19 protein-coding genes, 1 tRNA gene and 1 pseudogene are annotated in these 22307 nt (G+C 68.8%); 12 read left to right on the forward strand and 9 right to left on the reverse strand.

Annotation, left to right across the window (positions count from 1 at the left end; genetic code table 11):
- From AC27IY_RS16710 to rpmH, 8 genes and pseudogenes are all read right to left on the reverse strand, one after another.
- Positions 1-810, reverse strand: a pseudogene (locus AC27IY_RS16710) (ParB/RepB/Spo0J family partition protein); the annotation flags it as partial.
- Between the two features lie 1006 nt (positions 811-1816).
- On the reverse strand, positions 1817-2752 hold the full coding sequence (locus tag AC27IY_RS16715; protein ID WP_487178454.1) for a ParA family protein: 936 nt from the start codon (positions 2750-2752) through the stop codon (positions 1817-1819).
- A 137-nt stretch (positions 2753-2889) separates the two neighbouring features.
- Positions 2890-3561 (reverse strand): 16S rRNA (guanine(527)-N(7))-methyltransferase RsmG, encoded by a 672-nt coding sequence (gene rsmG, locus AC27IY_RS16720; protein WP_371248728.1) that lies wholly within the window; start codon positions 3559-3561, stop codon positions 2890-2892.
- 289 nt (positions 3562-3850) lie between these two features.
- On the reverse strand, positions 3851-4339 hold the full coding sequence (locus AC27IY_RS16725; RefSeq protein ID WP_344209118.1) for a Jag family protein: 489 nt from the start codon (positions 4337-4339) through the stop codon (positions 3851-3853).
- Positions 4340-4359: 20 nt separating this feature from the next.
- A complete protein-coding gene (gene yidC / locus AC27IY_RS16730) occupies positions 4360-5283 on the reverse strand; it encodes a membrane protein insertase YidC (RefSeq protein ID WP_344209035.1) in 924 nt (307 codons plus the stop codon).
- A 4-nt stretch (positions 5284-5287) separates the two neighbouring features.
- Positions 5288-5566, reverse strand: coding sequence for a membrane protein insertion efficiency factor YidD (gene yidD, locus AC27IY_RS16735; protein WP_084685948.1), 279 nt, complete (start codon positions 5564-5566; stop codon positions 5288-5290).
- Positions 5563-5904, reverse strand: coding sequence for a ribonuclease P protein component (gene rnpA / locus AC27IY_RS16740; RefSeq protein WP_371248729.1), 342 nt, complete (start codon positions 5902-5904; stop codon positions 5563-5565). Before rnpA ends, yidD begins: the two co-directional genes overlap by 4 nt.
- 83 nt (positions 5905-5987) lie before the next feature.
- Complete coding sequence (gene rpmH / locus AC27IY_RS16745; protein ID WP_020547366.1) at positions 5988-6125, reverse strand: 50S ribosomal protein L34; 138 nt, start codon at positions 6123-6125, stop codon at positions 5988-5990.
- Positions 6126-6621: 496 nt separating this feature from the next.
- Here rpmH and dnaA point away from each other — a divergent pair, with 496 nt between their 5' ends.
- The 12 genes from dnaA to AC27IY_RS16805 all read left to right on the forward strand — a co-directional run bounded on the left by dnaA (position 6622) and on the right by AC27IY_RS16805 (position 21368).
- Positions 6622-8175: a chromosomal replication initiator protein DnaA gene (gene dnaA / locus AC27IY_RS16750; protein WP_487179107.1), complete on the forward strand. Its 1554-nt coding sequence runs from the start codon at positions 6622-6624 to the stop codon at positions 8173-8175.
- Positions 8176-8711: 536 nt separating this feature from the next.
- A complete protein-coding gene (gene dnaN, locus AC27IY_RS16755) occupies positions 8712-9851 on the forward strand; it encodes a DNA polymerase III subunit beta (RefSeq protein ID WP_423451623.1) in 1140 nt (379 codons plus the stop codon).
- A 50-nt stretch (positions 9852-9901) separates the two neighbouring features.
- Complete coding sequence (gene gnd / locus AC27IY_RS16760) at positions 9902-10846, forward strand: phosphogluconate dehydrogenase (NAD(+)-dependent, decarboxylating) (RefSeq protein ID WP_371248730.1); 945 nt, start codon at positions 9902-9904, stop codon at positions 10844-10846.
- A gap of 165 nt (positions 10847-11011) precedes the next feature.
- The gene (gene recF, locus AC27IY_RS16765) at positions 11012-12256 is read left to right on the forward strand and encodes a DNA replication/repair protein RecF (protein WP_344209044.1); all 1245 of its coding nucleotides are present in this window, start codon (positions 11012-11014) and stop codon (positions 12254-12256) included.
- A complete protein-coding gene (locus tag AC27IY_RS16770) occupies positions 12246-12755 on the forward strand; it encodes a DciA family protein (protein ID WP_344209046.1) in 510 nt (169 codons plus the stop codon). Before recF ends, AC27IY_RS16770 begins: the two co-directional genes overlap by 11 nt.
- 304 nt (positions 12756-13059) lie before the next feature.
- Complete coding sequence (gene gyrB / locus AC27IY_RS16775) at positions 13060-15006, forward strand: DNA topoisomerase (ATP-hydrolyzing) subunit B (protein WP_344209048.1); 1947 nt, start codon at positions 13060-13062, stop codon at positions 15004-15006.
- A 12-nt stretch (positions 15007-15018) separates the two neighbouring features.
- Positions 15019-17517 carry a DNA gyrase subunit A gene (gyrA, locus tag AC27IY_RS16780; protein ID WP_364457238.1) on the forward strand — a complete coding sequence of 833 codons (2499 nt, stop codon included), beginning with the start codon at positions 15019-15021 and terminating at the stop codon, positions 17515-17517.
- A gap of 3 nt (positions 17518-17520) precedes the next feature.
- Entirely contained in the window at positions 17521-18213 is a 693-nt protein-coding gene (locus AC27IY_RS16785) for a DUF3566 domain-containing protein (protein WP_487178455.1), read from the forward strand.
- A 149-nt stretch (positions 18214-18362) separates the two neighbouring features.
- Positions 18363-18436 (forward strand) — tRNA-Ile (locus AC27IY_RS16790).
- A gap of 113 nt (positions 18437-18549) precedes the next feature.
- On the forward strand, positions 18550-19698 hold the full coding sequence (locus AC27IY_RS16795; protein ID WP_487178456.1) for a WD40 repeat domain-containing protein: 1149 nt from the start codon (positions 18550-18552) through the stop codon (positions 19696-19698).
- A 75-nt stretch (positions 19699-19773) separates the two neighbouring features.
- Entirely contained in the window at positions 19774-20295 is a 522-nt protein-coding gene (locus AC27IY_RS16800) for a SigE family RNA polymerase sigma factor (protein WP_344209056.1), read from the forward strand.
- Entirely contained in the window at positions 20292-21368 is a 1077-nt protein-coding gene (locus tag AC27IY_RS16805) for a CU044_5270 family protein (RefSeq protein ID WP_487178457.1), read from the forward strand. Before AC27IY_RS16800 ends, AC27IY_RS16805 begins: the two co-directional genes overlap by 4 nt.
- A gap of 9 nt (positions 21369-21377) precedes the next feature.
- Here AC27IY_RS16805 and AC27IY_RS16810 read toward each other — a convergent pair whose 3' ends face one another.
- Positions 21378-22259 carry an NAD(P)H-binding protein gene (locus AC27IY_RS16810; protein ID WP_487178458.1) on the reverse strand — a complete coding sequence of 294 codons (882 nt, stop codon included), beginning with the start codon at positions 22257-22259 and terminating at the stop codon, positions 21378-21380.
- Positions 22260-22307: the final 48 nt, after the last annotated feature.

The following is a 22307-nucleotide window of genomic DNA, read 5'->3' on the forward strand; positions in this document are numbered from 1 at the left end:
AGACCGGGAGCGGTGGGCTTGGCGACCGGACGCTCCCGTGTCGGCCCCTTCGCCGCCTTGGCGCTCCCCATGGAGACGATCTCCTCCACCGCCCGCACCGACAGGAGCTCCGCGACGATCCGCTTAGCCAGCTTGATCTGCTCCTCGGCCGAGCTGAGCCCCGAGCAGCGCGCGCGCATGCGAGCCGCTGATGAGACCAGCGGCGACCTTGGGCTGGACTTCCGGCGGCAGGTTCAGGAGTCGAAGGGTGTTGGTGATGTGCGAGCGCGAACGACCCACCTTCGCGGCCAGCTGCTCGTGCGTCGCCTGGAAGTCGTCAAGCAGTTGCTGGTACGCCGCCGCCTCTTCGAGCGCGTTCAGCTGCTCCCGTTGCAGGTTCTCGATGAGGGCGTCACGGAGAAGGTCGGTGTCCTGGGTGTTTCGGACGATCGCGGGCACCGGATCAAGCCCCACCTTCTGACACGCCCGCCAGCGCCGCTCCCCCATGATGAGCTCGTACTGACCGCCACCGACCGGCCGGACCACGATCGGCTGCAGCAACCCCACTTCACGGATGGACGCGGCAAGGTCATCCAGCTTCTCCGGGTCGAAGATGTCACGTGGCTGACGCGGGTTGGGGACGATCGCCTCGAGCGCGACCTCCTTGAAGTACGCTCCAGCGATCGGCTTCGGGCCGGCCTGCCCTGCCGTGGGCGTGCCGTTGCCGTTGGCCGGGGCGGTCGCCGTCGCCATCCCGGGGCCGTCAACAATGGGACCGGTCGGGATGAGCGCCCCGAGCCCCTTGCCCAATCCCCGCCGCTGCTGACTCACTGCGTCTCCTCATCCACCCAACCGATTCCGGTCACCTCAGGAGAGGTTACCGTTGCGAGCGTCGCCGAGTGCCTCCTCGCCACACACCGTCCGGCGGATTTGCCCCAACACACCCACAAACTCGCCTAACCCTGCCCGCCCTCGCGCCACTCCCCCACCACCCGCCTATGGGGAAGGAACGGGGAAGACTGATCGGCGCGAAGTCGGTCGCTCAGGTGGGCGAATCCTCTTGATATCAAGCCCTCAGATCGAAGGTCGCCCGCTCAGGAGAACGTCTGCGGGCCCCCAGCCATCAGAATCACACAGGGTGGGTGGTGCCCGGCGCCCTGCGGCTGGGTGCGGTCGATGGTAGGCGGTGGGGCGGCGCCGGCGGCTGAGCTGGACGCCACCTGGCTCGATACGGCTGGGCTCGGTTCAGCTTCGCTGCTTTGGAGTCCTCTGCTCGACGGGAGCTGTAGCTCGGTCAGCGATTGAGGCCGGTTAAGCGGGCGGCGTGCGGTTGCAGGAGTCAGCGTCGCGCAGGTGCCGGTCTCAGGTCGCTGACCTGATCGGGTATGTCGAGGGACGCACCTGAGGTTGTGAGGGGGCACGTCGCGGAAGGGTGAATGCGCTCCGGAACGGCAGCGGTGACGGGGAAGCTGACGCGGTGGTCACCTTCGACACTGCCTGCGGTGGCTGCCGGCGGAACCGGGCGCGGTGCTTCATCGGTGGGTGCGGGGTCGCGATGCCCAGCCTCACCGCGAAACGCCTCGCCGTCCGTCGTATACGAGTTCTGCCTTCTGTTGGGACGGCAACAGAGGCGAAGTGGATCCGCCCACCGACCGAGTGGCGTGGGCTGTGATGGTCGCGACGGGAGCGAGCACAGCAAGGGCTACTGACGGGATGGCACGGCACGCGACTGCGATGCCGGCTGTGAGCCTCAGAGTCGATGAGTGCGCCGACTCAGAGAATCACAGCCGACCCAACGTCACCACCCCGAACCGGCTCAGACGGCAGGGCAGGGCACTCAGGCGACCGTAGCGCGGTAGGCGATCTCCCGAGCCGCATCCATGTAAGCCATCGCCCCACTGGACCCCGGATCGTACGTCATCACCGACTGCCCATAGCTGGGCGCCTCCGACAGCCGTACGCTCCGCGGGATCACCGTGTTCAGCACCGTCTCCCCGAAGTGGGACCGCACCTCCTCCGCCACCTGCGACGCGAGGCGGGTCCGCCCGTCGTACATCGTCAGGACGATCGTGGACAGTCGCAGCGTCGGGTTCAGGTGGACCTTGATGAGGTCGACGTTCCGGAGGAGCTGGCCGAGCCCTTCCAGCGCGTAGTACTCGCACTGGATGGGGATCATGACCTCGTCCGCGGCCACCAGCGCGTTGACGGTGAGCAGGCCGAGCGACGGCGGGCAGTCGATGATGATGTAGTCCAGCTCGATCGCGTCGTACGCCGTCAGCGCCCGCCGCAGCCGTGCCTCCCGCGCGACCAGCGACACCAGCTCGATCTCGGCCCCGGCGAGGTCGATGGTGGCGGGCGCGCAGTAGAGGTTGGGCATCTCGGGCACCTGCTTGACGATGTCCGCCATGGGCAGGTCGTCCACCAGCACCTGGTAAACGTCCGGCACGTCACCACGGTGCTCGGTGGCAAGGGCGGTGGAGGCGTTGCCCTGCGGGTCCAGGTCCACCACGAGCACCCGCTGGCCGTGCATCGAGAGCGCGGCCGCGATGTTCACCGACGTGGTGGTCTTGCCGACCCCACCCTTCTGGTTGGCCACCGCGATCACCCGTGTCTTCGCCGGGCGGGGCCAGCCGGCGTCGCCCGTGCCGGGCCCGTCTCCAGCCTGAGCAGCCGTCGGGGTTGCGGATGTTTCACGTGAAACCACTGAGCTGAGCGCCTCTCGTACCAACGGCGAATCACCGGGGTTCAGGGGGGTCTGGGTCACGATGGCCATCCTTTCAACCGATGGTGTGCCGGTGCCGGGAATTTGCTGTCGCGACACGCCCATTTCGGGCCAGCCAACCCCGGTGGGACTCGAAGGCTGACGACGGTCCGGCCATCCGAGACCGCTTGACGCGACTGGCACAACCGTCACCTCCTCCGTCGCCGCCCGGCTCGCTCCGGCGCGCGACCCGCTACCACCCGAACCAGTGTTGCAGGCGGCTCGACCTTACCGCGCCCGACGGTCACAAGCTCGGCCGTTCGGGCTCCGCTGGCGCGCAATTGGGCTTCGGCCTCGGCCAGTTCACCGGCCGCCCGCTCCCCCTTCATGGCGATGAGCTCGCCGCCCTCGCGCAGCAGCGGCATCGCCCACGTCAGCAGCCGGTCGAGCGGCGCGACCGCACGGGCGCTGGCGACGTCGAAGACGCGCTTGCCGGCCAGCTCCTCCGCCCGGCCGCGCAGCACCTCGACGTTGCCGAGCTTGAGCGTCGCGACGCTCTCCTCCAGGAACACGGTACGGCGCAGCAGCGGCTCCAGCAGCGTGACCCGGATGTCCGGCCGGACGATCGCCAGCACGAGCCCCGGCAGCCCGGCGCCGGAGCCGATGTCGACCAGCTCGACGTCGGCGGGTACGGCCTCGGCGACGACCGCGCAGTTGAGCAGATGGCGGTCCCAGATCCGCGGCACCTCCCGCGGCCCCAGCAGCCCGCGGACCACGCCGGGCCCCGCCAGCAGCTCGGCGAACGCGTTGGCGCGATCCCAAGCCTCCCCGGCGAAGACTTCCCGCGCTATGTCCGGCGGCGCCGGCAGCTCATCGCTCACTGGTTGGAGGCCCTTTCTCGGGTGCTGGTGTCGTGGCCGGGCGTGACCGTCCCCGCGGGGAGCTTCCACGTCCCCAGGCTAATCGGGCGATCACAAAGGAAGACTAGCGGGCCGCTCTCAGGGTGACCTTCGAGCACGCCGCCGGCTGCGGCGGACGGACCGGCAGCATGGGGACGTACGTGCTGACATCACCGCAATGAGGCTGACGGAGGTACATACCAGGATAAAAGAGAACGGCCGCCTGCCGCTCGCCAGGGGGCGGGGCAGACGGCCGCGACGAAGCGGAGGATCAGGCGGGCAGGACCACCACGTAGCGGTTGGGCTCCTCGCCCTCGGACTCGCTGCTGAGCCCGGCGGCGGCCACCGCGTCGTGGACGATCTTGCGCTCGAACGGGGTCATCGGCTGCAGCGACTTGGGCTCGCCGCGCTCCTTGACCTGGTTGGCGATCTCGGTGCCGAGCTTGGTCAGCTCGGCGCGCCGGCGCTCCCGGTAGCCGCCGACGTCGAGCATCAGCCGCGAGCGCTCGCCGGTCTGGCGGTGCACGGCCAGGCGGGTCAGCTCCTGCAGCGCCTCCAGGACCTCTCCCCCGGGGCCCACCAGCTCGTTGCCCTTGAGCCCGACGACGGAGACGAGCGCGCGGTCGCCCTCGACGTCCATGTCGATGTCGCCGTCGATGTCGGCGATGTCGAGAAGCCCCTCGACGTAGTCGGCAGCGATCTCGCCCTCCTGCTCCAGGGCGGCGAGATCAGGAGCATTCTTCTGCTCGGCCTCGGTCATGGCCGGCCTCTCCTTCGTGGTCACGACTTCTTGCTGCCGGTGCGCTTGCTGCGAGGCTGGCGGCTCGGCTGCTGCCTGATGATCTTAGGCTCCGGCGGGGCCGGAGGGGCCTGCTCCTCCGGAGGCGTCTTGCGGATCTTGGCGATCAGGCCCTGCTTCGGCTCCACGGGGATCGCGTTGCCCTTGGCGTCGAACTGCGGCATCGGGTGCCGGCTGTAGAACCAGTGCTGCTGGCCGAGCGTCCACAGGTTGGTGGTGACCCAGTAGAGGATCAGGCCGAGGGGGAAGTTCAGGCTGAAGAAGGCGAACAGCGGCGAGATGTACATCAGAATCTTCTGCTGCTGCGCCATGGGGTTGTCCGGCATCTGGGCCATGGAGCGGGTCACGCTCTGCCGGACGGTGAGGAACGTGGTCAGCGAGCTGATCGCGACGAAGAAGCCGATGACGACCTTCTGCATCGCCGTGGGCGCCTCGAAGAACGTCGCGGGCAGCGGGGCGCCCAGGATGAGCGCGTGCTTGGCGCTGTCGACCAGCTCCTGCGTCATGCCGAACTTCGCCTCGTCCGCCGCGATCGCCCGGAGGACGGTGAACATCGAGATGAAGATCGGGAACTGGGCGACGACGGGGAGGCAGCCGCCGAGCGGGTTGGCCCCGGCCCCCTGGTACAGCGCCATGACCTCCTGGTTCATGCGCTGCTTGTCGTTCTTGTAACGCTTGCGGAGCTCCTGGACCTTCGGCGCCAGCTCCTGCATCTTCCGCGACGACCGCATCTGCTTGAGGAACAGCGGGAAGATCAGGATCCTCATGAAGATCGTCAGCGTGATGATGGTGAGCGCCCACGTCAAGCCGCTGTTCGGATCGAGGAACGTGCTGTACGCACTGTGAATCCAGGTGATGACTTGGGCGACGGCTGTGTACAGCCAATTGAGCCAGGACAGCTCCACCGAGCTATCTCCCTTGCGTTTCGTGAGACCGGACCGGGCGTGGGGGCACCGGGTCTATACCTCCGGGATGGAATGGGTGGCACCGCCCGATGCGCCGGACAGTCAGCCAGATGCCACGCAACGCACCATGCGTGGCGATCGCCTCGAGGCCGTACGCACTGCACGACGGATAGAAACGGCAGCGCGGGCCGAGCAGCGGGCTGATGAACGCCCGATAGAACCGGATCGGGACGATCAGCACCCGAGCCGCGACGCTCGGCACCTCGTGCACCTGCTCCGTCATCTCTGTCCACCCGTCGAGGCATCGCGCCGCCTGAGCAAACGATCCAACGCGGCGTCGAGCTCGGCGGCCAGGTGCTCGAATCGCGCGGACGCGGCCGGTGGATTGGCGCGTACCACAAGCAGGCTACCTCCCGGCAGCCGGTCAAGACGCTCCCGCATGAGGTGTCGGAGCCGTCGTTTGACCTTGTTCCGGGTGACAGCGCCGCCCACGGCCTTGCTCACCACGAAACCCACCAGGGGTGGCTCTTCCCCGGAAACGCGAAAATGCACCACCAAAGTGGGGCGACCCGCGCGCTTGCCGCGCCGCACGGCCGCCTCGAAATCCTCCCCGCGCCGCATGCGGGATTGCCTGGACAGCACCGTATATGCCTATCGCCCGCCGGCGAGATTCACCGGCGGGCCGACTATCAGGCGCGGGACGGTCAGGCCGACAGCTTCTCGCGGCCCTTGCGGCGGCGGGAGGCCAGGATGGCGCGGCCGGCCCGGGTGCGCATCCGCAGCCGGAAGCCGTGGGTCTTCGCGCGGCGACGGTTGTTCGGCTGGAAAGTACGCTTGCTCACGGGTGGGCTCCAGGTCATTGGTGCGCCCGGCGGGCGCGGTACACACACAAGGATGGCCTGCCAGGAAAGCGAGGGCACGCGAAATAGCCGTCGCGTGACAAGCCGACCGTCGTACGTTACGGGCCAAGGCCCTCCCAGGTCAAACCGGGCGGGTTGTCCACCAATCCACAGGCGAGTTTTCCCCAGGCCGCACACGTCCACAGTATGTGCACTCAGGTGCCACTAGGCTGTGGACAACGCCTTGAACACAGCTGTGCACAGAGTTACTGTCGGCCCTCCTGGAGCGGCGGTAACACGTCAGCGCCACTGTGCACAACATGTGGAGATCCTGTGGAGGAACCGAGCGTGACGCTCGCCTCCCCTGCTGTGGACAAAGGCGTCCGAAGATCGTCAGCGACCGCCGGCATGTGGATGAACGACCGCGGAGGCCGCGAGAGGGAGGAGGGGGAACCGCACTGTGAGCAGTGTCGACCTCGGCACGGTATGGGCGAGGGCCCTGGGTAACTTCCTCAACGAGAACGTGCCGATCCAGCAGCGTACGTGGCTGTCGATGGTGCGCCCGATCGCCCTGGCCAACGACACGATCGTGCTCGGCGTCCCCAACGACTTCCTCAAGGACCTCATCGAGGGCAAGCTGCGCCCGCTCGTCGCGCACGCGCTGTCCCAGGAGCTCGGCCGGACGATGCGGCTGGCGGTGATGATCGACACGACGGCCCCCGAGCAGCCCGTCGTGGACGTTCATCAACAGCCTGTGGCTTCAAGTTATCCCCAAGGTGTGGAGAACCAGCCGCGTTTCACACAGCACCTTCAACCGCAGGCCCAGCAGGCTTCTGAGCCTCCGCAGTTCTATTCTCCACAGCCGGAGCCGGAGCGTTCGTCCACCGAATATCCACAGCAGGGCTTCGCTTTTGAACAGGCGCAGCCGTACGCGCCGGCCGGCACACCGCCTGTGGAGAAAACGCCGGAGCCGGCGCCGAATCGGTGGGAAGCAAAGAGCAGCAAACCCAGCGAACCCGCCCGGCTCAACCAGAAGTACACATTCGAGACTTTCGTCATCGGCGCCAGCAACCGGTTCGCGCACGCGGCCGCGGTGGCCGTCGCGGAATCGCCGGCGAAGGCGTACAACCCGCTGTTCATCTACGGCGACTCGGGGCTGGGGAAGACCCACCTGCTGCACGCGATCGGGCATTACGCGCAGAGCCTCTACGACGGCGCCCGGGTGCGCTACGTGAGCTCCGAGGAGTTCACCAACGACTTCATCAACAGCATCCGCGACCACAAGGCCGACGGCTTCCGCGGCCGCTACCGGGCGATCGACATCCTGCTCGTCGACGACATCCAGTTCCTGGAGGGCAAGGAGCAGACGCAGGAGGAGTTCTTCCACACCTTCAACACCCTCCACAACGCCAACAAGCAGATCGTCATCTCCAGCGACCGCGCGCCGAAGCAGCTGATCACGCTGGAGGACCGGCTGCGCAACCGCTTCGAGTGGGGCCTGATCACCGACGTCCAGCCGCCCGAGCTGGAGACGCGCATCGCCATCCTCAGGAAGAAGGCCATCCAGGAGGGCCTGGCCGCGCCGCCCGAGGTGCTGGAGTACATCGCCAGCCGCATCTCCACCAACATCCGGGAGCTGGAGGGCGCGCTGATCAGGGTCACCGCGTTCGCCAGCCTCAACAGGCAGGGCGTCGACCTGCAGCTCGCCGAGGTGGTGCTGAAGGACCTCATCACCTCGGAGTCCGACACCGAGATCACCATCGCGGCGATCATGAGCGAGACCGCCAACTACTTCGGCATCAGCATCGACGACCTGTGCGGCACCTCGCGCAGCCGGGCGCTCGTCAACGCCCGGCAGATCGCCATGTATCTCGCGCGGGAGCTGACGGAGCTGTCGCTGCCGAAGATCGGCCAGCAGTTCGGCGGTCGTGACCACACGACGGTGATGCACGCCGAGCGGAAGATCCGGTCGCTGATCGCGGAGCGCAAGTCGATGTACAACCAGGTCAACGAGCTGACAATACGCATCAAGCAGACACAGCGCGGGTCCTGAACGTTATGCACAGCCTGTGGAAAACACTGTGGAGCAGCGGAAACGTCGATTCGAGGCCCCTCGGTGCCCGGCAATGCCGCGAAAAATCCGCCCACAAGGGCTGGGGACAAACCTGGGGACATCTGGGGGAAACCTGGGGACGGTCCGTGGATAACGTGTGGACAGCGTGTGCACAACCGATCTGGGGCCCCAGAAGGGCCTCTTCTACCCCGTGGATAACCTGTGGAAACATCGTGGATAACCCCGGGTTTCCCGTGGATGAAGCGACCATGATCTGGGGACAGCCTGTGGGCGAAGTTTCGCCGTCCCCAGGCGCCCCCAGTTACCCCCAGGCTTCACACACAGCCTCGGTGGATGAATTCAGGGCCACTGACCAGGGCGAAGGCTGGTTGTCCACAGTTTCCACAGCCCCTAGTGTGATGACCTCTTCTATCTCTTACTAAGAAACTCAAAGACCCATAGTTGGGCTTCTCCCGGAGCGCGAGTGCGGGAGAGTGGATCCTCGAATCAACGACAGACCCAGGAGGCCGATCACCGTGATGTTCCGGATCGAGCGAGACGTACTCGCCGAGGCGGTGGCCTGGACGGCACGCAGCCTCCCGGCGCGCCCGTCGGTGCCCGTCCTCGCGGGCATGCGCCTGGAGGTCACCGACGACCAGCAGCTGAAGCTCTCCGGCTTCGACTACGAGGTCTCCGCCCAGGTGACGCTGGAGCTGCAGACCGGGGAGGCCGGTGTCGTCCTGGTCTCGGGCAAGCTGCTCGCCGAGATCACCCGCGCCCTTCCCGCACAGCCTGTGGACTTCGTGGTCGACGGCGCCAAGGCGGTCGTCACCTGTGGCAGCGCGCGGTTCACCCTCCTCACCATGCCTGTGGAGGACTACCCGTCCCTGCCGGCCATGCCGCCGGCCGCGGGCCGGGTCGGCAGCGACGTGTTCGCCTCGGCCGTGTCCCAGGTGGCCGTCGCCGCCGGGCGTGACGACACCCTGCCGATGCTCACCGGCGTCCGCATGGAGATCGACGGCGACACGGTGACCCTCGCGGCCACCGACCGCTACCGGCTCGCCGTACGCGAGCTGAAGTGGCAGCCGGGCCAGCCCGACTTCTCGGCCGTCGCGATGATCCCCGGCAAGACGCTCGCCGACACCGCGAAGGCGCTCGGCAGCACCGGCGCCGAGGTCGAGATCGCGCTCAGCTCCGCCGGCGGCACCGGCGAGGGCATGATCGGCTTCTCCAGCGCCGGCCGCCGCACCACCACGCGCCTGCTCGACCCCGAGTTCCCGAAGTACCGCTCGCTGCTCCCCACCGAGTTCTCCGCGCGCGCCGACCTGTCCACAGGCCCGTTCGTCGAGGCGGTCAAGCGCGTGGCGCTCGTCGCCGAGCGCAACACCCCGGTACGGCTGGCGTTCCGCAGCGGCGAGGTCGTGCTGGAGGCCGGCAGCGGCGACGAGGCCCAGGCCGTCGAGGCCCTGCCCGTGGACTACGAGGGCGACGAGATGAACATCGCCTTCAACCACCAGTTCCTGCTGGAGGGTCTCGGCGCGATCGACTCCGACATCGCCAGGCTCCAGATGACCACGTCCACGAAGCCCGCTATCCTCACCGGTGGCAAACCTGTGGAGGACGGCGTCACCACGGACTACCGATACCTGATCATGCCCATCCGCCTGTCAGGCTGATCCTGCCATCGGGGATGATGAAAGCCTGACGAGGGGGTAGGGAAAAAGTCATGCAGATCGGCATGGTGGGACTGGGCAAGATGGGCGGCAACATGGCCGAGCGCCTGCGCCGCGGGGGTCACGACGTCGTCGGTTACGACCGCGATCCCTCGATCAGCGACGTCGAGAGCCTGAAGGGCCTCGTGGAGCGCCTGGAGGCGCCACGCGTCGTCTGGGTCATGGTGCCGGCGGGCAAGCCCACACAGTCCACCGTGGACGATCTGGGCGAGCTCCTCGACGAGGGCGACATCGTCGTCGACGGCGGCAACTCCCACTATGTGGACGACCAGAAGCACGCCGCCGAGCTGGCCAAGAAGGGCATCGGCTTCGTCGACTGCGGCGTGAGCGGCGGCGTGTGGGGCCTCGAGAACGGCTACGCGCTCATGTGCGGCGGCGACAAGGAGCACGTCGACCGGCTGATGCCGATCTTCGAGACGCTCAAGCCCGAGGGCGAGGACGGCTTCGTCCACGCGGGCGACGTCGGAGCCGGCCACTTCGCGAAGATGGTCCACAACGGCATCGAATACGGCATGATGCAGGCCTTCGCCGAGGGCTGGGAGCTGCTGGAGGCCTCCGACGTCGTCAAGGACGTGCGCGGCTCCTTCTCGAGCTGGCGCACCGGCACCGTCATCCGCTCCTGGCTGCTCGACCTGCTGGTCCGGGCCCTCGACGACGACGAGCGCCTCGACCAGCTCCGCGGCTACGCCCAGGACTCCGGCGAGGGCCGCTGGACCGTCCAGGCCGCCGTCGACCACGCGGTGCCGCTGCCGGTCATCACCGCCGCCCTCTACGCCAGGTTCGCCTCGCGCCAGGACGACTCCCCCGCGATGAAGGTCGTGGCCGCGCTGCGCAACCAGTTCGGCGGCCACGCGATCACCGCGACCGAGGGCAGCACCGCCAAGGGCGCCGACGCGCCGGGCGCGGACGTCAACCCGCCCAAGGAGACCGACCGCTGAAGGCGCGCGCCTCCACGGGCCGCGCCTCCACAGGCTGTGCACAGACCTGCGTACAGGTCGGCGCACGGTCGCGCCTCCACGGGTGACCGCCCGGCGGCGGGAGGTTTTCCACAGACCGCACGCCGGTGAACCCAGCGGCGCGCGAGGCCGACTAACCTCTTTGAGGTGCACGTCGCCCACCTCTCGCTGACCGACTTCCGGTCCTACGCCTCCGTGGAGCTCGGCCTGGAGCCGGGCGTCACGGCGTTCGTGGGGCCCAACGGCCAGGGCAAGACCAACCTGGTCGAGGCCCTCGGCTACGTCGCGACGCACTCCAGCCACCGGGTGGCGACCGACGCGCCCCTCGTCCGCCAGGGGGCCGCCAGGGCGATCGTGCGCTGCGCCGTCCAGAGGGACGACCGGCGGGCGCTGATCGAGCTGGAGATCAACCCGGGCCGGGCCAACCGCGCGCGGCTCAACCGCTCGCCCGTCTCCCGGGCCCGCGACGTCGTGGGGCTGCTGCGCACGGTGCTGTTCGCCCCCGAGGATCTCGCGCTGTCCAAGGGCGACCCGTCCGAGCGCCGCCGCTTCCTCGACGACCTGCTGGTGGCCAGGGCGCCCAGGTTCGCCGGCGTGCGCGCCGACTACGACCGGGTGCTGAAGCAGCGCGGCGCCCTGCTGCGCACGGCCGCACAGGCCCGCAGGGGCAGCCGTGGCGCCCGCAGGCAGGAGAGCGACACCGCGTTCGCCGCCGCGGGCGCGGGCGACGTCCTGAGCACGCTGGAGGTGTGGGACGCCCACCTCGCCAGGCACGGGGCCGAGCTGCTGAAGGCGCGCCTGGAGCTGATCGAGGCGCTGCGTCCCCTGGTCGCCGGCTCCTATGCGGCGCTGGCCCCGTCCAGCGCCCCCGCGACGCTGGCCTATCGCAGCACGTTGTCCACAGGTGGGGACGACGACGAGGGGGGTCAGGGGGGCGAATTCCCCGGTGAGCGGGGATCTTTCGATACACAGACGTTATCCACAGACTTGGGGAAAACCCTTGAAGAGCGTCTGCGGGAGCGGCTATTGGAGGTCCGCCAGTCGGAGCTGGAGCGGGGCGTCACGCTCGTCGGCCCCCACCGTGACGACCTGGTCCTCGGCCTGGGCGAGTTGCCCGCCCGCGGCTACGCCAGCCACGGGGAGTCGTGGTCGTTCGCGCTGGCGCTGCGGCTGGCCGCCTACGACCTGCTGCGGGCCGACGGCGGCGATCCCGTGCTGATCCTCGACGACGTCTTCGCCGAGCTGGACAGCCAGCGGCGGCGCCGGCTGGCCGAGATGGTGGCGCCCGCCGAGCAGGTGCTGATCACCGCAGCCGTGCCCGACGACGTGCCCAAGGAGCTCTCGGGCGCCAGGTTCGACGTGCTGGAGGGGAGCGTGACCCGTGTCAGATGAGGACAACCCGACCGCCCGTACGGCCAGAGGGGTGGCCATGGCCAGGGAGAAGCTCGCCCAGGCCAAGGCCGACGCAGCCAAGCGCGGCCAGCTCCCCCGCCGCGAGCCCCGGCGGCGCGGGGGCGGCCCGCGCAGGGAGGCCGGCGACCCCCAGCTTTTCGGACGGGCGATAGCCGACCTGCTGGCCGACCGCGGCTGGGAGCGTTCGGCGGCCGTCGGCGGCGTGTTCGGGCGCTGGCCCGAGATCGTGGGTCCCGACCTCGCCGCCCACACCAAGCCCGACTCGTTCGAGGACGGCGAGGTGCTGATCCTGGCCGACTCGACGGCCTGGGCGACGCAGGTCCGGCTGCTCGCGCGCACCCTCGTACGCAGGCTCAACGAGGAGCTCGGCGAGGGCACGGTCACGAAGGTCAAGGTCAGGGGGCCGCAGAACGCACCGCGTCCATCAGGGGGTTTGCGGGTGACCGGAAGCCGAGGTCCGGGGGACACCTACGGTTAGGCGCCGGGGCGATCAGAAGGCCCCCAGACGCGATAAGCCCCCTTTCCGGAGGGGGGATGCTGGCCTGGGGGGCAAAACGAGCTAGAGGCGACCACAGGCGCGTTCATTGCCACCACGGGGCTCCGGAAGCGGTAGAATGAAAAAGGATTCCGGACACGTCCGCTTGCGTGTCACCCCGGCAGCAAGCCGACTCCCCTGGGTGACCGCGCATCGGGGCACTCACGACGGTGACGGGCACGGCAGGGGCAGCTTCGCAACACGATCGCCTCCCCCGCCGCGTGTCCGCGGCAGGAGGATTTCGCAGTTGTCCTACGACGCTAGCTCAATCACCGTACTCGAAGGGCTTGAGGCGGTTCGCAAGCGCCCGGGTATGTATATCGGCTCGACCGGCGAGCGCGGCCTGCACCACCTTGTCTACGAGATCGTGGACAACGCGGTGGACGAGGCCCTGGCCGGCTACGCCAACCGCATCGAGATCACGCTGCTCGCCGACAACGGCGTCCGGGTGGTCGACGACGGCCGCGGCATCCCCACGGGCATCCACCCTGTGGAGAAGCGCTCCGCGGTCGAGGTCGTGCTGACCACGCTGCACGCCGGCGGCAAGTTCGACAGCCAGGCCTACGCCGTCTCCGGCGGCCTGCACGGCGTCGGCTCGGCCGTCGTCAACGCGCTGTCGACCGCCATGGACGTCGAGATCAAGCAGAACGGCCACTACTGGCGCCAGCGTTTCGAGCACTCCAAGCCCGTCGCGCCGCTCGCCAAGGGCGAGGGCACCGACGAGACCGGCACCACGATCACGTTCTGGCCCGACCCCGACGTCTTCGAGACCACCACCTGGAACTACGAGACGCTCTCGCGGCGCTTCCAGGAGACGGCGTTCCTCAACAAGGGCCTCGTCATCACGTTCACGGACGAGCGGCCCGACCACGTCAACGGCGACGGGCCGCACACCGTCACCTACCACTACGAGGGCGGCCTGTCCGACTTCGTCAAGCACCTCAACGCCAAGAAGGAGCCGGCGCACGCGTCGATCATCGCCTTCGAGGAGGAGGGCGACGGCATCGCGGTCGAGATCGCGATGCAGTGGAACAACTCCTACTCGGAGTCGGTCTACACGTTCGCCAACATGATCAACACGGCTGAGGGCGGCACCCACGAGGAGGGCTTCCGCGCGGCGCTGACGTCCATCGTCAACCGCTACGCGCGCGAGCAGAAGTTCCTCAAGGAGGGCAAGGACGACAACCTCTCCGGCGAGGACGTCCGCGAGGGCCTGACCGCGATCATCTCGGTCAAGCTGTCCGACCCGCAGTTCGAGGGCCAGACCAAGACCAAGCTGGGCAACACCGAGGCGAAGTCGTTCGTCCAGAAGGCGTGCAACGACCACCTGCGCGACTGGCTGGAGCGCAACCCCGGCGAGGCCAAGGACATCATCAGCAAGTCGCTGCAGGCCTCGCGCGCGCGCATCGCCGCCCGCCAGGCCCGCGACCTCACCCGGCGCAAGTCGCTCCTGGAGTCCGGCAGCGGCCTGCCGGGCAAGCTGGCCGACTGCCAGTGGAACGACCCGGAGAAGTGCGAGCTGTTCATCGTCGAGGGCGACTCGGCCGGCGGCTCGGCCAAGGGCGGCCGCGACTCGCGCTTCCAGGCGATCCTGCCCATCCGCGGCAAGATCCTCAACGTCGAGAAGGCGCGGATCGACAAGGTCCTGAAGAACAACGAGGTGCAGGCGCTCATCACGGCGCTCGGCACCGGCGTGCACGACGAGTTCGACATTGGCAAGCTGCGCTACCACAAGGTCATCCTGATGGCCGACGCCGACGTCGACGGCCAGCACATCAACACGCTGCTGCTGACGCTGCTGTTCCGGTTCATGCGGCCGCTGATCGAGGCCGGGCACGTCTACCTGTCCTGCCCGCCGCTGTACAAGATCAAGTGGGACCGGAAGGGCGAGGACGCCTCCTACGCCTACTCCGACCCCGAGCGGGACGCGGTCATCGCCGAGGGCATCGCCAACGGCAAGCCCGACCCCCGGCCCCGCGACAACGTGCAGCGCTTCAAGGGCCTCGGCGAGATGAACGCCGGCCAGCTCTGGGAGACCACGATGAACCCGGCGACCCGGTTGCTGCGGCTGGTCACGCTCGACGACGCGGCGCAGGCCGACGACCTGTTCAGCGTGCTCATGGGCGAGGACGTGGAGGCGCGGCGCGACTTCATCATCCGAAACGCCCGTGACGTGCGCTTCCTCGACGTTTAAGGAATTTCACCTGTGACGGACGTGAACACCACTCCCCCGGCTGACCGCATCGAACCGGTGGACATCCAGTCCGAGATGCAGCGCAGCTACATGGACTACGCGATGTCGGTCATCGTGTCCAGAGCGCTGCCGGACGTGCGCGACGGCCTCAAGCCCGTTCACCGGCGGGTGCTGTACGCGATGTACGACGGGGGCTACCGCCCCGACCGCGGCTACTTCAAGTGCGCCCGCGTCGTCGGTGACGTGATGGGCACCTACCACCCCCACGGCGACACCTCCATCTACGACGCGCTGGTCCGCCTCGCCCAATCGTGGTCGCTGCGCTACCCGCTGGTCGACGGCCAGGGCAACTTCGGCTCGCCGGGCAACGACCCCGCGGCGGCGATGCGCTACACCGAGTGCAAGCTCGCGCCCATCGCCATGGAGATGCTGCGCGACATCGACAAGGACACCGTCGACTTCCGTCCCAACTACGACGGCAAGTCGCAGGAGCCCGACGTCCTCCCGGCGCGCTTCCCGCAGCTCCTCGTCAACGGCTCGGGCGGCATCGCGGTCGGCATGGCCACCAACATTCCGCCGCACAACCTGCGCGAGGTCGCCGCGGCGGTCAAGTGGGCGCTGGAGAACCCCGAGGCCACCGACGACGACCTGCTCGAAGCGTCGATCAGGCTGGTCAAGGGCCCCGACTTCCCCACCAAGGCGCTCATCGTGGGCCGGCGCGGCATCGAGGACGCCTACCGCACCGGCCGCGGCTCGATCACCATGCGGGCCGTGGTCGAGGTCGAGGAGGAGAAGGGCCGGCAGGCGCTGGTCGTCACCGAGCTGCCCTACCAGGTCAACCCCGACAACCTCGCGCTGAAGATCGCCGAGCTGGTCCGCGAGGGCAAGCTCACCGGCATCGCCGATGTACGCGACGAGAGCTCCTCCCGGGTCGGCCAGCGCCTGGTGATCGTCCTCAAGCGGGACGCCGTCGCCAAGGTCGTGCTCAACAACCTCTACAAGCACACCCAGCTCCAGGACACCTTCGGCGCCAACATGCTGGCCCTGGTCGACGGCGTGCCGCGCACGCTGCGCCTCGACCAGTTCATCCGGCACTACGTGGCCCACCAGATCGAGGTCATCGTCCGGCGCACCCGCTACCTCCTGCGCAAGGCCGAGGAGCGCGCCCACATCCTGCGCGGCCTGCTGAGGGCCCTGGAGCGGCTCGACGACGTCATCGCCCTCATCCGGGCCTCGGACTCCGCCGCGCACGCCCAGCAGGGCCTCATGTCGCTGCTGGAGATCGACGAGGTCCAGGCGCAGGCCATCCTCGACATGCAGCTGCGCAAGCTCGCCGCCCTGGAGCGCCAGGCGATCCAGGACGAGTACGACTCCCTCATGACGCAGATCGCCGAGTACAACGCGATCCTCGCCAGCGAGGCCCGCCAGCGGGAGATCATCAACGAGGAGCTCGCCGAGGTCGTCGGCCGCTACGGCGACGAGCGGAAGACCGAGATCATCGCCTACGACGGCGACATGTCGATCGAGGACCTCATCGCCGAGGACGAGATCGTCGTCACCATCACCCGCGGCGGCTACGCCAAGCGCACCAAGACCGACTCCTACCGCGCCCAGAAGCGGGGCGGCAAGGGCGTTCGCGGCGCTCAGCTGCGCCAGGACGACATCGTCGACCACTTCTTCGTCACGACCACGCACCACTGGCTGCTGTTCTTCACGAACAAGGGCCGGGTCTACCGGGTCAAGGCGTACGAGCTGCCCGAGGGCGCCCGTGACGCCCGGGGCATGCATCTGGCGAACCTTTTGGCCATGCAGCCCGACGAAACAGTCATGGAGGTTCTCGACCTGCGCGACTACGACGTCGCGCCCTACCTCGTCCTGGCCACCCGCAGCGGCCTGGTCAAGAAGACCCGCCTGTCGGAGTACGACTCCCCCAGGTCCGGCGGTCTGATCGCGATCAACCTGCGGGAGGACGACGAGGTCATCGGAGCCCGTCTGGTCTCCGAGACCGATGACCTGCTGCTGGTGTCCAAGGGGGCGCAGGCCATCAGGTTCACGGCCTCCGACGAGGCGCTCCGGCCCATGGGCCGGGCCACCAGCGGCGTGATCGGCATGAGGTTCCTCGAAGGCGACGAACTTCTCGCCATGAATCGCATGGCCGACGGTCAAGACGTGCTTATCGCCACGAAGGCGGGGTACGCAAAACGGACGCCAGTGGAGCAGTATCCGGTTCAAGGCCGTGGCGGTAGAGGGGTGCTGACGGCGAAGATCGTGAGTTCCCGTGGCAAGCTGGTTGGAGCCGTCATGGTCAACCCTGAGGACGAGGTCTTCGCGATCACGTCCGCCGGCGGTGTGATCCGGACGAGTGCCGGCGAGATCAAGCAGTCCGGCCGTCAGACCATGGGAGTTCGATTGATGAATCTCGCTGAAGGCGACAGCGTGGTTGCCCTCGCCCGGAACGCGGAGTCCATGGAGACTTCGGTGGACAGTGATGAAGACGGGGGAGGAGAGTAGTCCATGAGCGCCCAGGGTGGCCCCGCCAGGACCCAGGCGGCTTCGGGTAACGGACAGCAGCCGAAAAAGCCCGGAGAAACCGAGATTTTCAACCCGGTCGACGACGGTCAGGACACCACCTCGCCCGCGCAGGGCAAGGCCGTCCCGACCAAGGACGAACCACAGCAGCGCTCCCAGGCGCCCGGCGCGCCGGTCGACGGCAGCCGCAACGACGGCATGCGCGCCCGCCCGTCGCTGGCCACCGAGGCTCCGCCGCAGGTGGAGCTGACAAGTGGCAAGAACAAGAAGAACTCCTCCAACTCCGGCGGCAACCGGCTGCCCCGCAAGGCCCACCTGGTCCTGCGGCGCATCGAGCCGTGGTCGGCCATGAAGTTCAGCTTCGTGGTGTCGCTGGTGTGCTTCGTGGTGCTGTTCGTGGCCGTGGCCGTGCTCTACGGCGTGCTGCAGGCCCTCGGAGTGTTCGACAGCATCGTGGACCTGGTCAACCAGCTCGGCCAGGGTGAGCAGGGCCAGAGCTCGATCCCGATCGACATCGCCTCGTGGTTCGAGCCGGTGCGCATCCTCGGCTACACGGCCCTGATCGGCGCGGTCAACGTCGTGCTGATCACCGCGCTCTCCACGCTGGGGGCGGTCATCTACAACATCTCCTCCGACCTCGTCGGGGGCGTCGAGGTGACCTTCAGCGAGGCCGAATAGCGCGTACGTGGAAGGCCGCTCGCGCCGTCCCTTCCGGGCCCGCCGGGGCCGGGACGGCGCGAGCAGCTCCCCGGACACGGTAAGCTTTTCCTCGTCCGCGCAACCGGTTCGCCTCCACACCATGGATGCGATACGGTTCGGTGTGCAGCGGGGCTATAGCTCAGTCGGTTAGAGCGCTTCCCTGATAAGGAAGAGGTCCCAGGTTCAAGTCCTGGTAGCCCCACCCAGTTGGTAAAGGCCGCTGTCCGATCTTCGGAGGCGGCCTTTTGCGTTGTCCGGATGTGCCGCTAGGGTTTCGGGAATCGAAGATCACAGCTTCCTGGTGATGGAGCGGACATGGGCGGCCGGACGGTGCCGGTGAAGGTGAAGGCGCTGGCCGTCGCAGCGGGAGCGTTGCTGATCATCGGGCCGCTGGGTCCGCCGGCAGGACGGGCGACCGCCGATGTCCGCCGCGCCTCCGCGCCGGCTGCACCCCTCGGCAAACCGCTGAAAGGTCACACAGGCGCGGTCGAGACGGTGGCCGTGGGCAGGCGCAGCGACGGCACCCCGGTCATCGTCTCCGCCGGGGACGACAGGACCGTGCGGATCTGGAGCCTGGACACCGGCAAGGCTCTCGGGAAGCCCCTCAGGGGGCACAAGGGCGAGATCTACGATGTCGCCGTCGGCAGGCGCAGCGACGGGACTCCGGTCATCGTCTCCGGCGCCGCCGACGACATCCGGATCTGGAACCTCGACACGGGAAAGCCGCTCGGCAAGCCGCTCAAATCGAGCCTGGTCTATGCGGTGACGACCGGGAAGCGCACTGACGGCACCCCGGTCATCGTCTCCAGTGGCGACGCTTTGACCCGGGATGTCGAGATCTGGAACCTGGACACGGGGAAGCTCATCGGCAAACCGGCCGTGAGTCCCATCGCCCTCACGGTCACCCAGTTGGTCACCGGCAAGCGCAGCGACGGCACCCCGGTTTTCGTCACGGGCGCGACCAACGGCAGGGCACGCATCTGGAACATGAACACCGGCAAGCCCCTCAGCAAATCTCTCAGCCGCTGTGGCATCTGCCTGGTGGAAGGGCTTGCCCTGGGTAAACGCAGCGACGGCATCCCGGTGGCCGTCTCCGGCGACATCCCGTCCGGTCCCGACGAGGACGGCGGCACGCCGCCGAGCTGGATCCGGATCTGGAACCTGGACACCGGCAAACCGATCGGCAAGTCCATCGAAACCCCGAGCCGTGGCGACGTCGAGGTGGCGGTCGGGCGGCGGGGTGACGGCTCCCCCGTCATCGTCTCCGGCGATGACGCCGGCCACCTGCTGATGTGGGACCTGGACACCGGGGAGCGCCTCGGCGAACCCGTCGCCGGGCACACCCTTCCGATCTCCGCCCTGGCGACCGGGCGGCGCAGCGACGGAACCCCGGTCGTCATCTCCAGCGGCGGGGACGGGACCCTCCGGATCTGGAGCCTGGGCGCTCGAAGCTCCACCGGCTGAGCGACGCACTGCCTGAGCGGACGCTCGATCGGCGGTGTGACGCAACCCCCCAGGGGACTTGTGCATGTAGATGGCATGAGATCCGAGACAGTCCATCCGCCACCCGGCGCGGCCGACACGGCCGTGACGGAGTTGTTCCTCGCTCACCGCCTCGCGCTGGTGCGCCTGGCGTTCCTGCTGGTCGGCGACCAGGAGACCGCCGAGGACGTGGCCCAGGACGCGTTCGCCGAGGTGTATCGCAGGTGGAGCCGGTTGGCTGACCGGGGGCAGTTGCTGCCGTACCTGCGTACGGCCGTGGTCAACGGGTGCCGGATGGTGCTGCGGCGCAGGGCGGTCGTCGGGCGGTTCCGCGGTCACCGTGAGGTTCCCTTCTGGTCGGCGGAGGCGGCGGCGCTGCTCGGGGAGACCCGGCGAGAGGTGTTCCTGGCCGTGCGGGCTCTGCCGCGACGCCAGCGCGAGGTGCTGGTGCTGCGGTTCTACCTCGACCTGTCGGAGGCGGAGATCGCCCAGGTGATGGGGGTCAGCCGCGGAACGGTCAAATCGACGGCATCCCGGGCGCTGAAGGTGCTCGCGGGGAAACTGCAGGAGGAGCGATGACCCGGAACGTCGAGGACCGGCTCCGCGACGCTTTCACCGCCGGCGCGGAACTGGTGTCCCCGGAGAGCCTGAAGGGTGTCGCGGCTCCTGCCGTGGCCCGGCCGCGCAGGAGTTTCCTGGTGCTGCCGATGCTGGCGGCCGCCTCCGTCGCGGTGGTGCTCGGCGCGGTCGCGATCTTTCCCTCCTGGTCGCGGCAGCCCGCGGCTCCTGGAGGGTTCACCGCTGTGGTGGACGCGCTGGCGAGGCGGGTCGAGCAGCCGCGTGAATACTGGCGCAGCGAGGTGGAGACCCTGACGAGGGGGCGGCCGTCCAAGCAGACGTACAACATCGAGGAGCGTACCCGCAGGGTCCACTGGGCGACTCCCCGCGGCGCCGCCGTGGCGACCACGCCGCTCCAGACCCGGCCCGTGACGACCGCCGATGAACGGAAGTGGCGTACGGCGGGTGCGCCCGCCCTGTGCGGTTTCACGGTGGGTTGCAAGGGCGTGCAGGACCGGCGTGGCAGGACGGACTACTGGTTCCCGGAGGGCTTCGAGCTCGGCTCGGCGTCGTTGACCCGTCCTCAGCTCCTCGCACTACCTGAGGATCCGCAGCGGCTGAGAGCGGAGTTGTTGCGGCTGTGGGGCGGCGAGCGCCAGGAAGCTGCCGGTCCCGGCAGTCCCTCGGTCACGCGATACTCGGAGCAGGACAAGCTGTGGGTGATGGGCGAGCAATTGCTCACGCGGATGCCTACCCCGCCCGCCGTGCGGGCGGCCGTCCTGCGCATGATGGCCGCGCTGCCCGGCGCACGGATCGTGGACGAGGCCAAGGACGCCGAAGGGCGAAGCGGCCTGGCCATCGTCCGCAGAGTCGACCGCGATCCGCTGGAGCGGCGACTGGTGTTCGATCGCTCCAGCGGCGACGTCCTCGGGATGACGTCCCTGGTGACCGAGCCACTGCCCGCACGCCTCGGCCTGAAGGTCGGCGACCTGGCCTCCGCGGACGTGGTCAGGAAGCACGGCTGGACCGGTGAGGGCCCACGGCTGCCCGAAGGGTGTGTCCAGCAGGCCGGGAAGTCCTGCCTCGGCCCCTGAGCGGGTCGTTCAGACGCCGCTGCCGGCGACCGCCGCGAGGATCAGGTCGCGTACGGGACGGGGCTCGGCGGGCAGGAGGGCGGGCAGGTCGCTCCCCCGGGCCTGGAGGTTGCCGGCGATGACGTTGGAGAAGGTCGAGAGCGTGTGCGTGACCTGGTAGGGCTCCAGTCCGAGGCCGGTCAGCGCCTCGCGGGCGGCGGACAGCGGGATCGGCCGGTAGCTGACCGGCCGGCCCAGCACGCCGGCCAGCGCCTCGGCGAGGTCGTCGCCGCAGACCGCCTCGACGCCCTCCAGCTCGTACGTCCGGCCCGCGTGCCGGCTGCGGCGGCCCGCCGCGAGGTCGCCCTGGATCTCCGCCGCCACCCGGACGGCGACGTCGGCCAGGTCCTCCCGCGCCACCGCCGACATCCGTCCGGCGCCGAGCGCGGCCGCGAACACGCCCGTCTCGGCGGCCGTCGCGGCGCCCAGGGCGGCGAGCCCGGCCGGGATCTCGGCGTAGAGGCCGTTGCGCAGGATCGTCACCTCGAACGAGGCCGCGGCGAGACGCGCCTCGGTCCAGCGGTGCGGCAGCGCGAGGGTCAGCAGCTCGCCCGACCCCGCGAGGCTGGTGTAGACGACGTGCCGGACGCCCGCGGCCTCGGCCGCGTCCACCACGGCGCCGTGGCGGGCGAGCACCACGTCGTCCTCGGCGTACCCGGCCGAGACGAACACGAGGACGTCCACGCCGTGGAAGCCGGCGGCGAGCGAGGCCGGGTCGTCGAAGTCGAGCCGGCGGGCGGTCACGCCGTCGCCCGAGCGGGTGCCGCCCGCCACCTCAAGGCCGTCCAGGGCCGACAGGCCGCGGTGGATCAGGCCGCCGAGCCCGCCGGAGACGCCGGTCACGAGAATCATTCGGTGCTCCCCGATGTTGATCTGGATCAGAACGTGACCGATCATCCG

The organism is Nonomuraea sp. B208 (assembly GCF_057536035.1).

Excerpts from the sequence above, each read along its gene's own strand:
- AC27IY_RS16715 (WP_487178454.1), bottom strand. The coding sequence starts at position 2,752 with ATGGCCATCGTGACCCAGACCCCCCTGAACCCCGGTGATTCGCCGTTG.
- AC27IY_RS16725 (WP_344209118.1), bottom strand. The coding sequence starts at position 4,339 with ATGACCGAGGCCGAGCAGAAGAATGCTCCTGATCTCGCCGCCCTGGAG.
- yidD (WP_084685948.1), bottom strand. The coding sequence starts at position 5,566 with ATGACGGAGCAGGTGCACGAGGTGCCGAGCGTCGCGGCTCGGGTGCTG.
- rnpA (WP_371248729.1), bottom strand. The coding sequence starts at position 5,904 with ATGCGGCGCGGGGAGGATTTCGAGGCGGCCGTGCGGCGCGGCAAGCGC.
- gnd (WP_371248730.1), top strand. The coding sequence starts at position 9,902 with ATGCAGATCGGCATGGTGGGACTGGGCAAGATGGGCGGCAACATGGCC.
- AC27IY_RS16785 (WP_487178455.1), top strand. The coding sequence starts at position 17,521 with ATGAGCGCCCAGGGTGGCCCCGCCAGGACCCAGGCGGCTTCGGGTAAC.
- AC27IY_RS16795 (WP_487178456.1), top strand. The coding sequence starts at position 18,550 with ATGGGCGGCCGGACGGTGCCGGTGAAGGTGAAGGCGCTGGCCGTCGCA.
- AC27IY_RS16800 (WP_344209056.1), top strand. The coding sequence starts at position 19,774 with ATGAGATCCGAGACAGTCCATCCGCCACCCGGCGCGGCCGACACGGCC.
- AC27IY_RS16805 (WP_487178457.1), top strand. The coding sequence starts at position 20,292 with ATGACCCGGAACGTCGAGGACCGGCTCCGCGACGCTTTCACCGCCGGC.
- AC27IY_RS16810 (WP_487178458.1), bottom strand. The coding sequence starts at position 22,259 with ATGATTCTCGTGACCGGCGTCTCCGGCGGGCTCGGCGGCCTGATCCAC.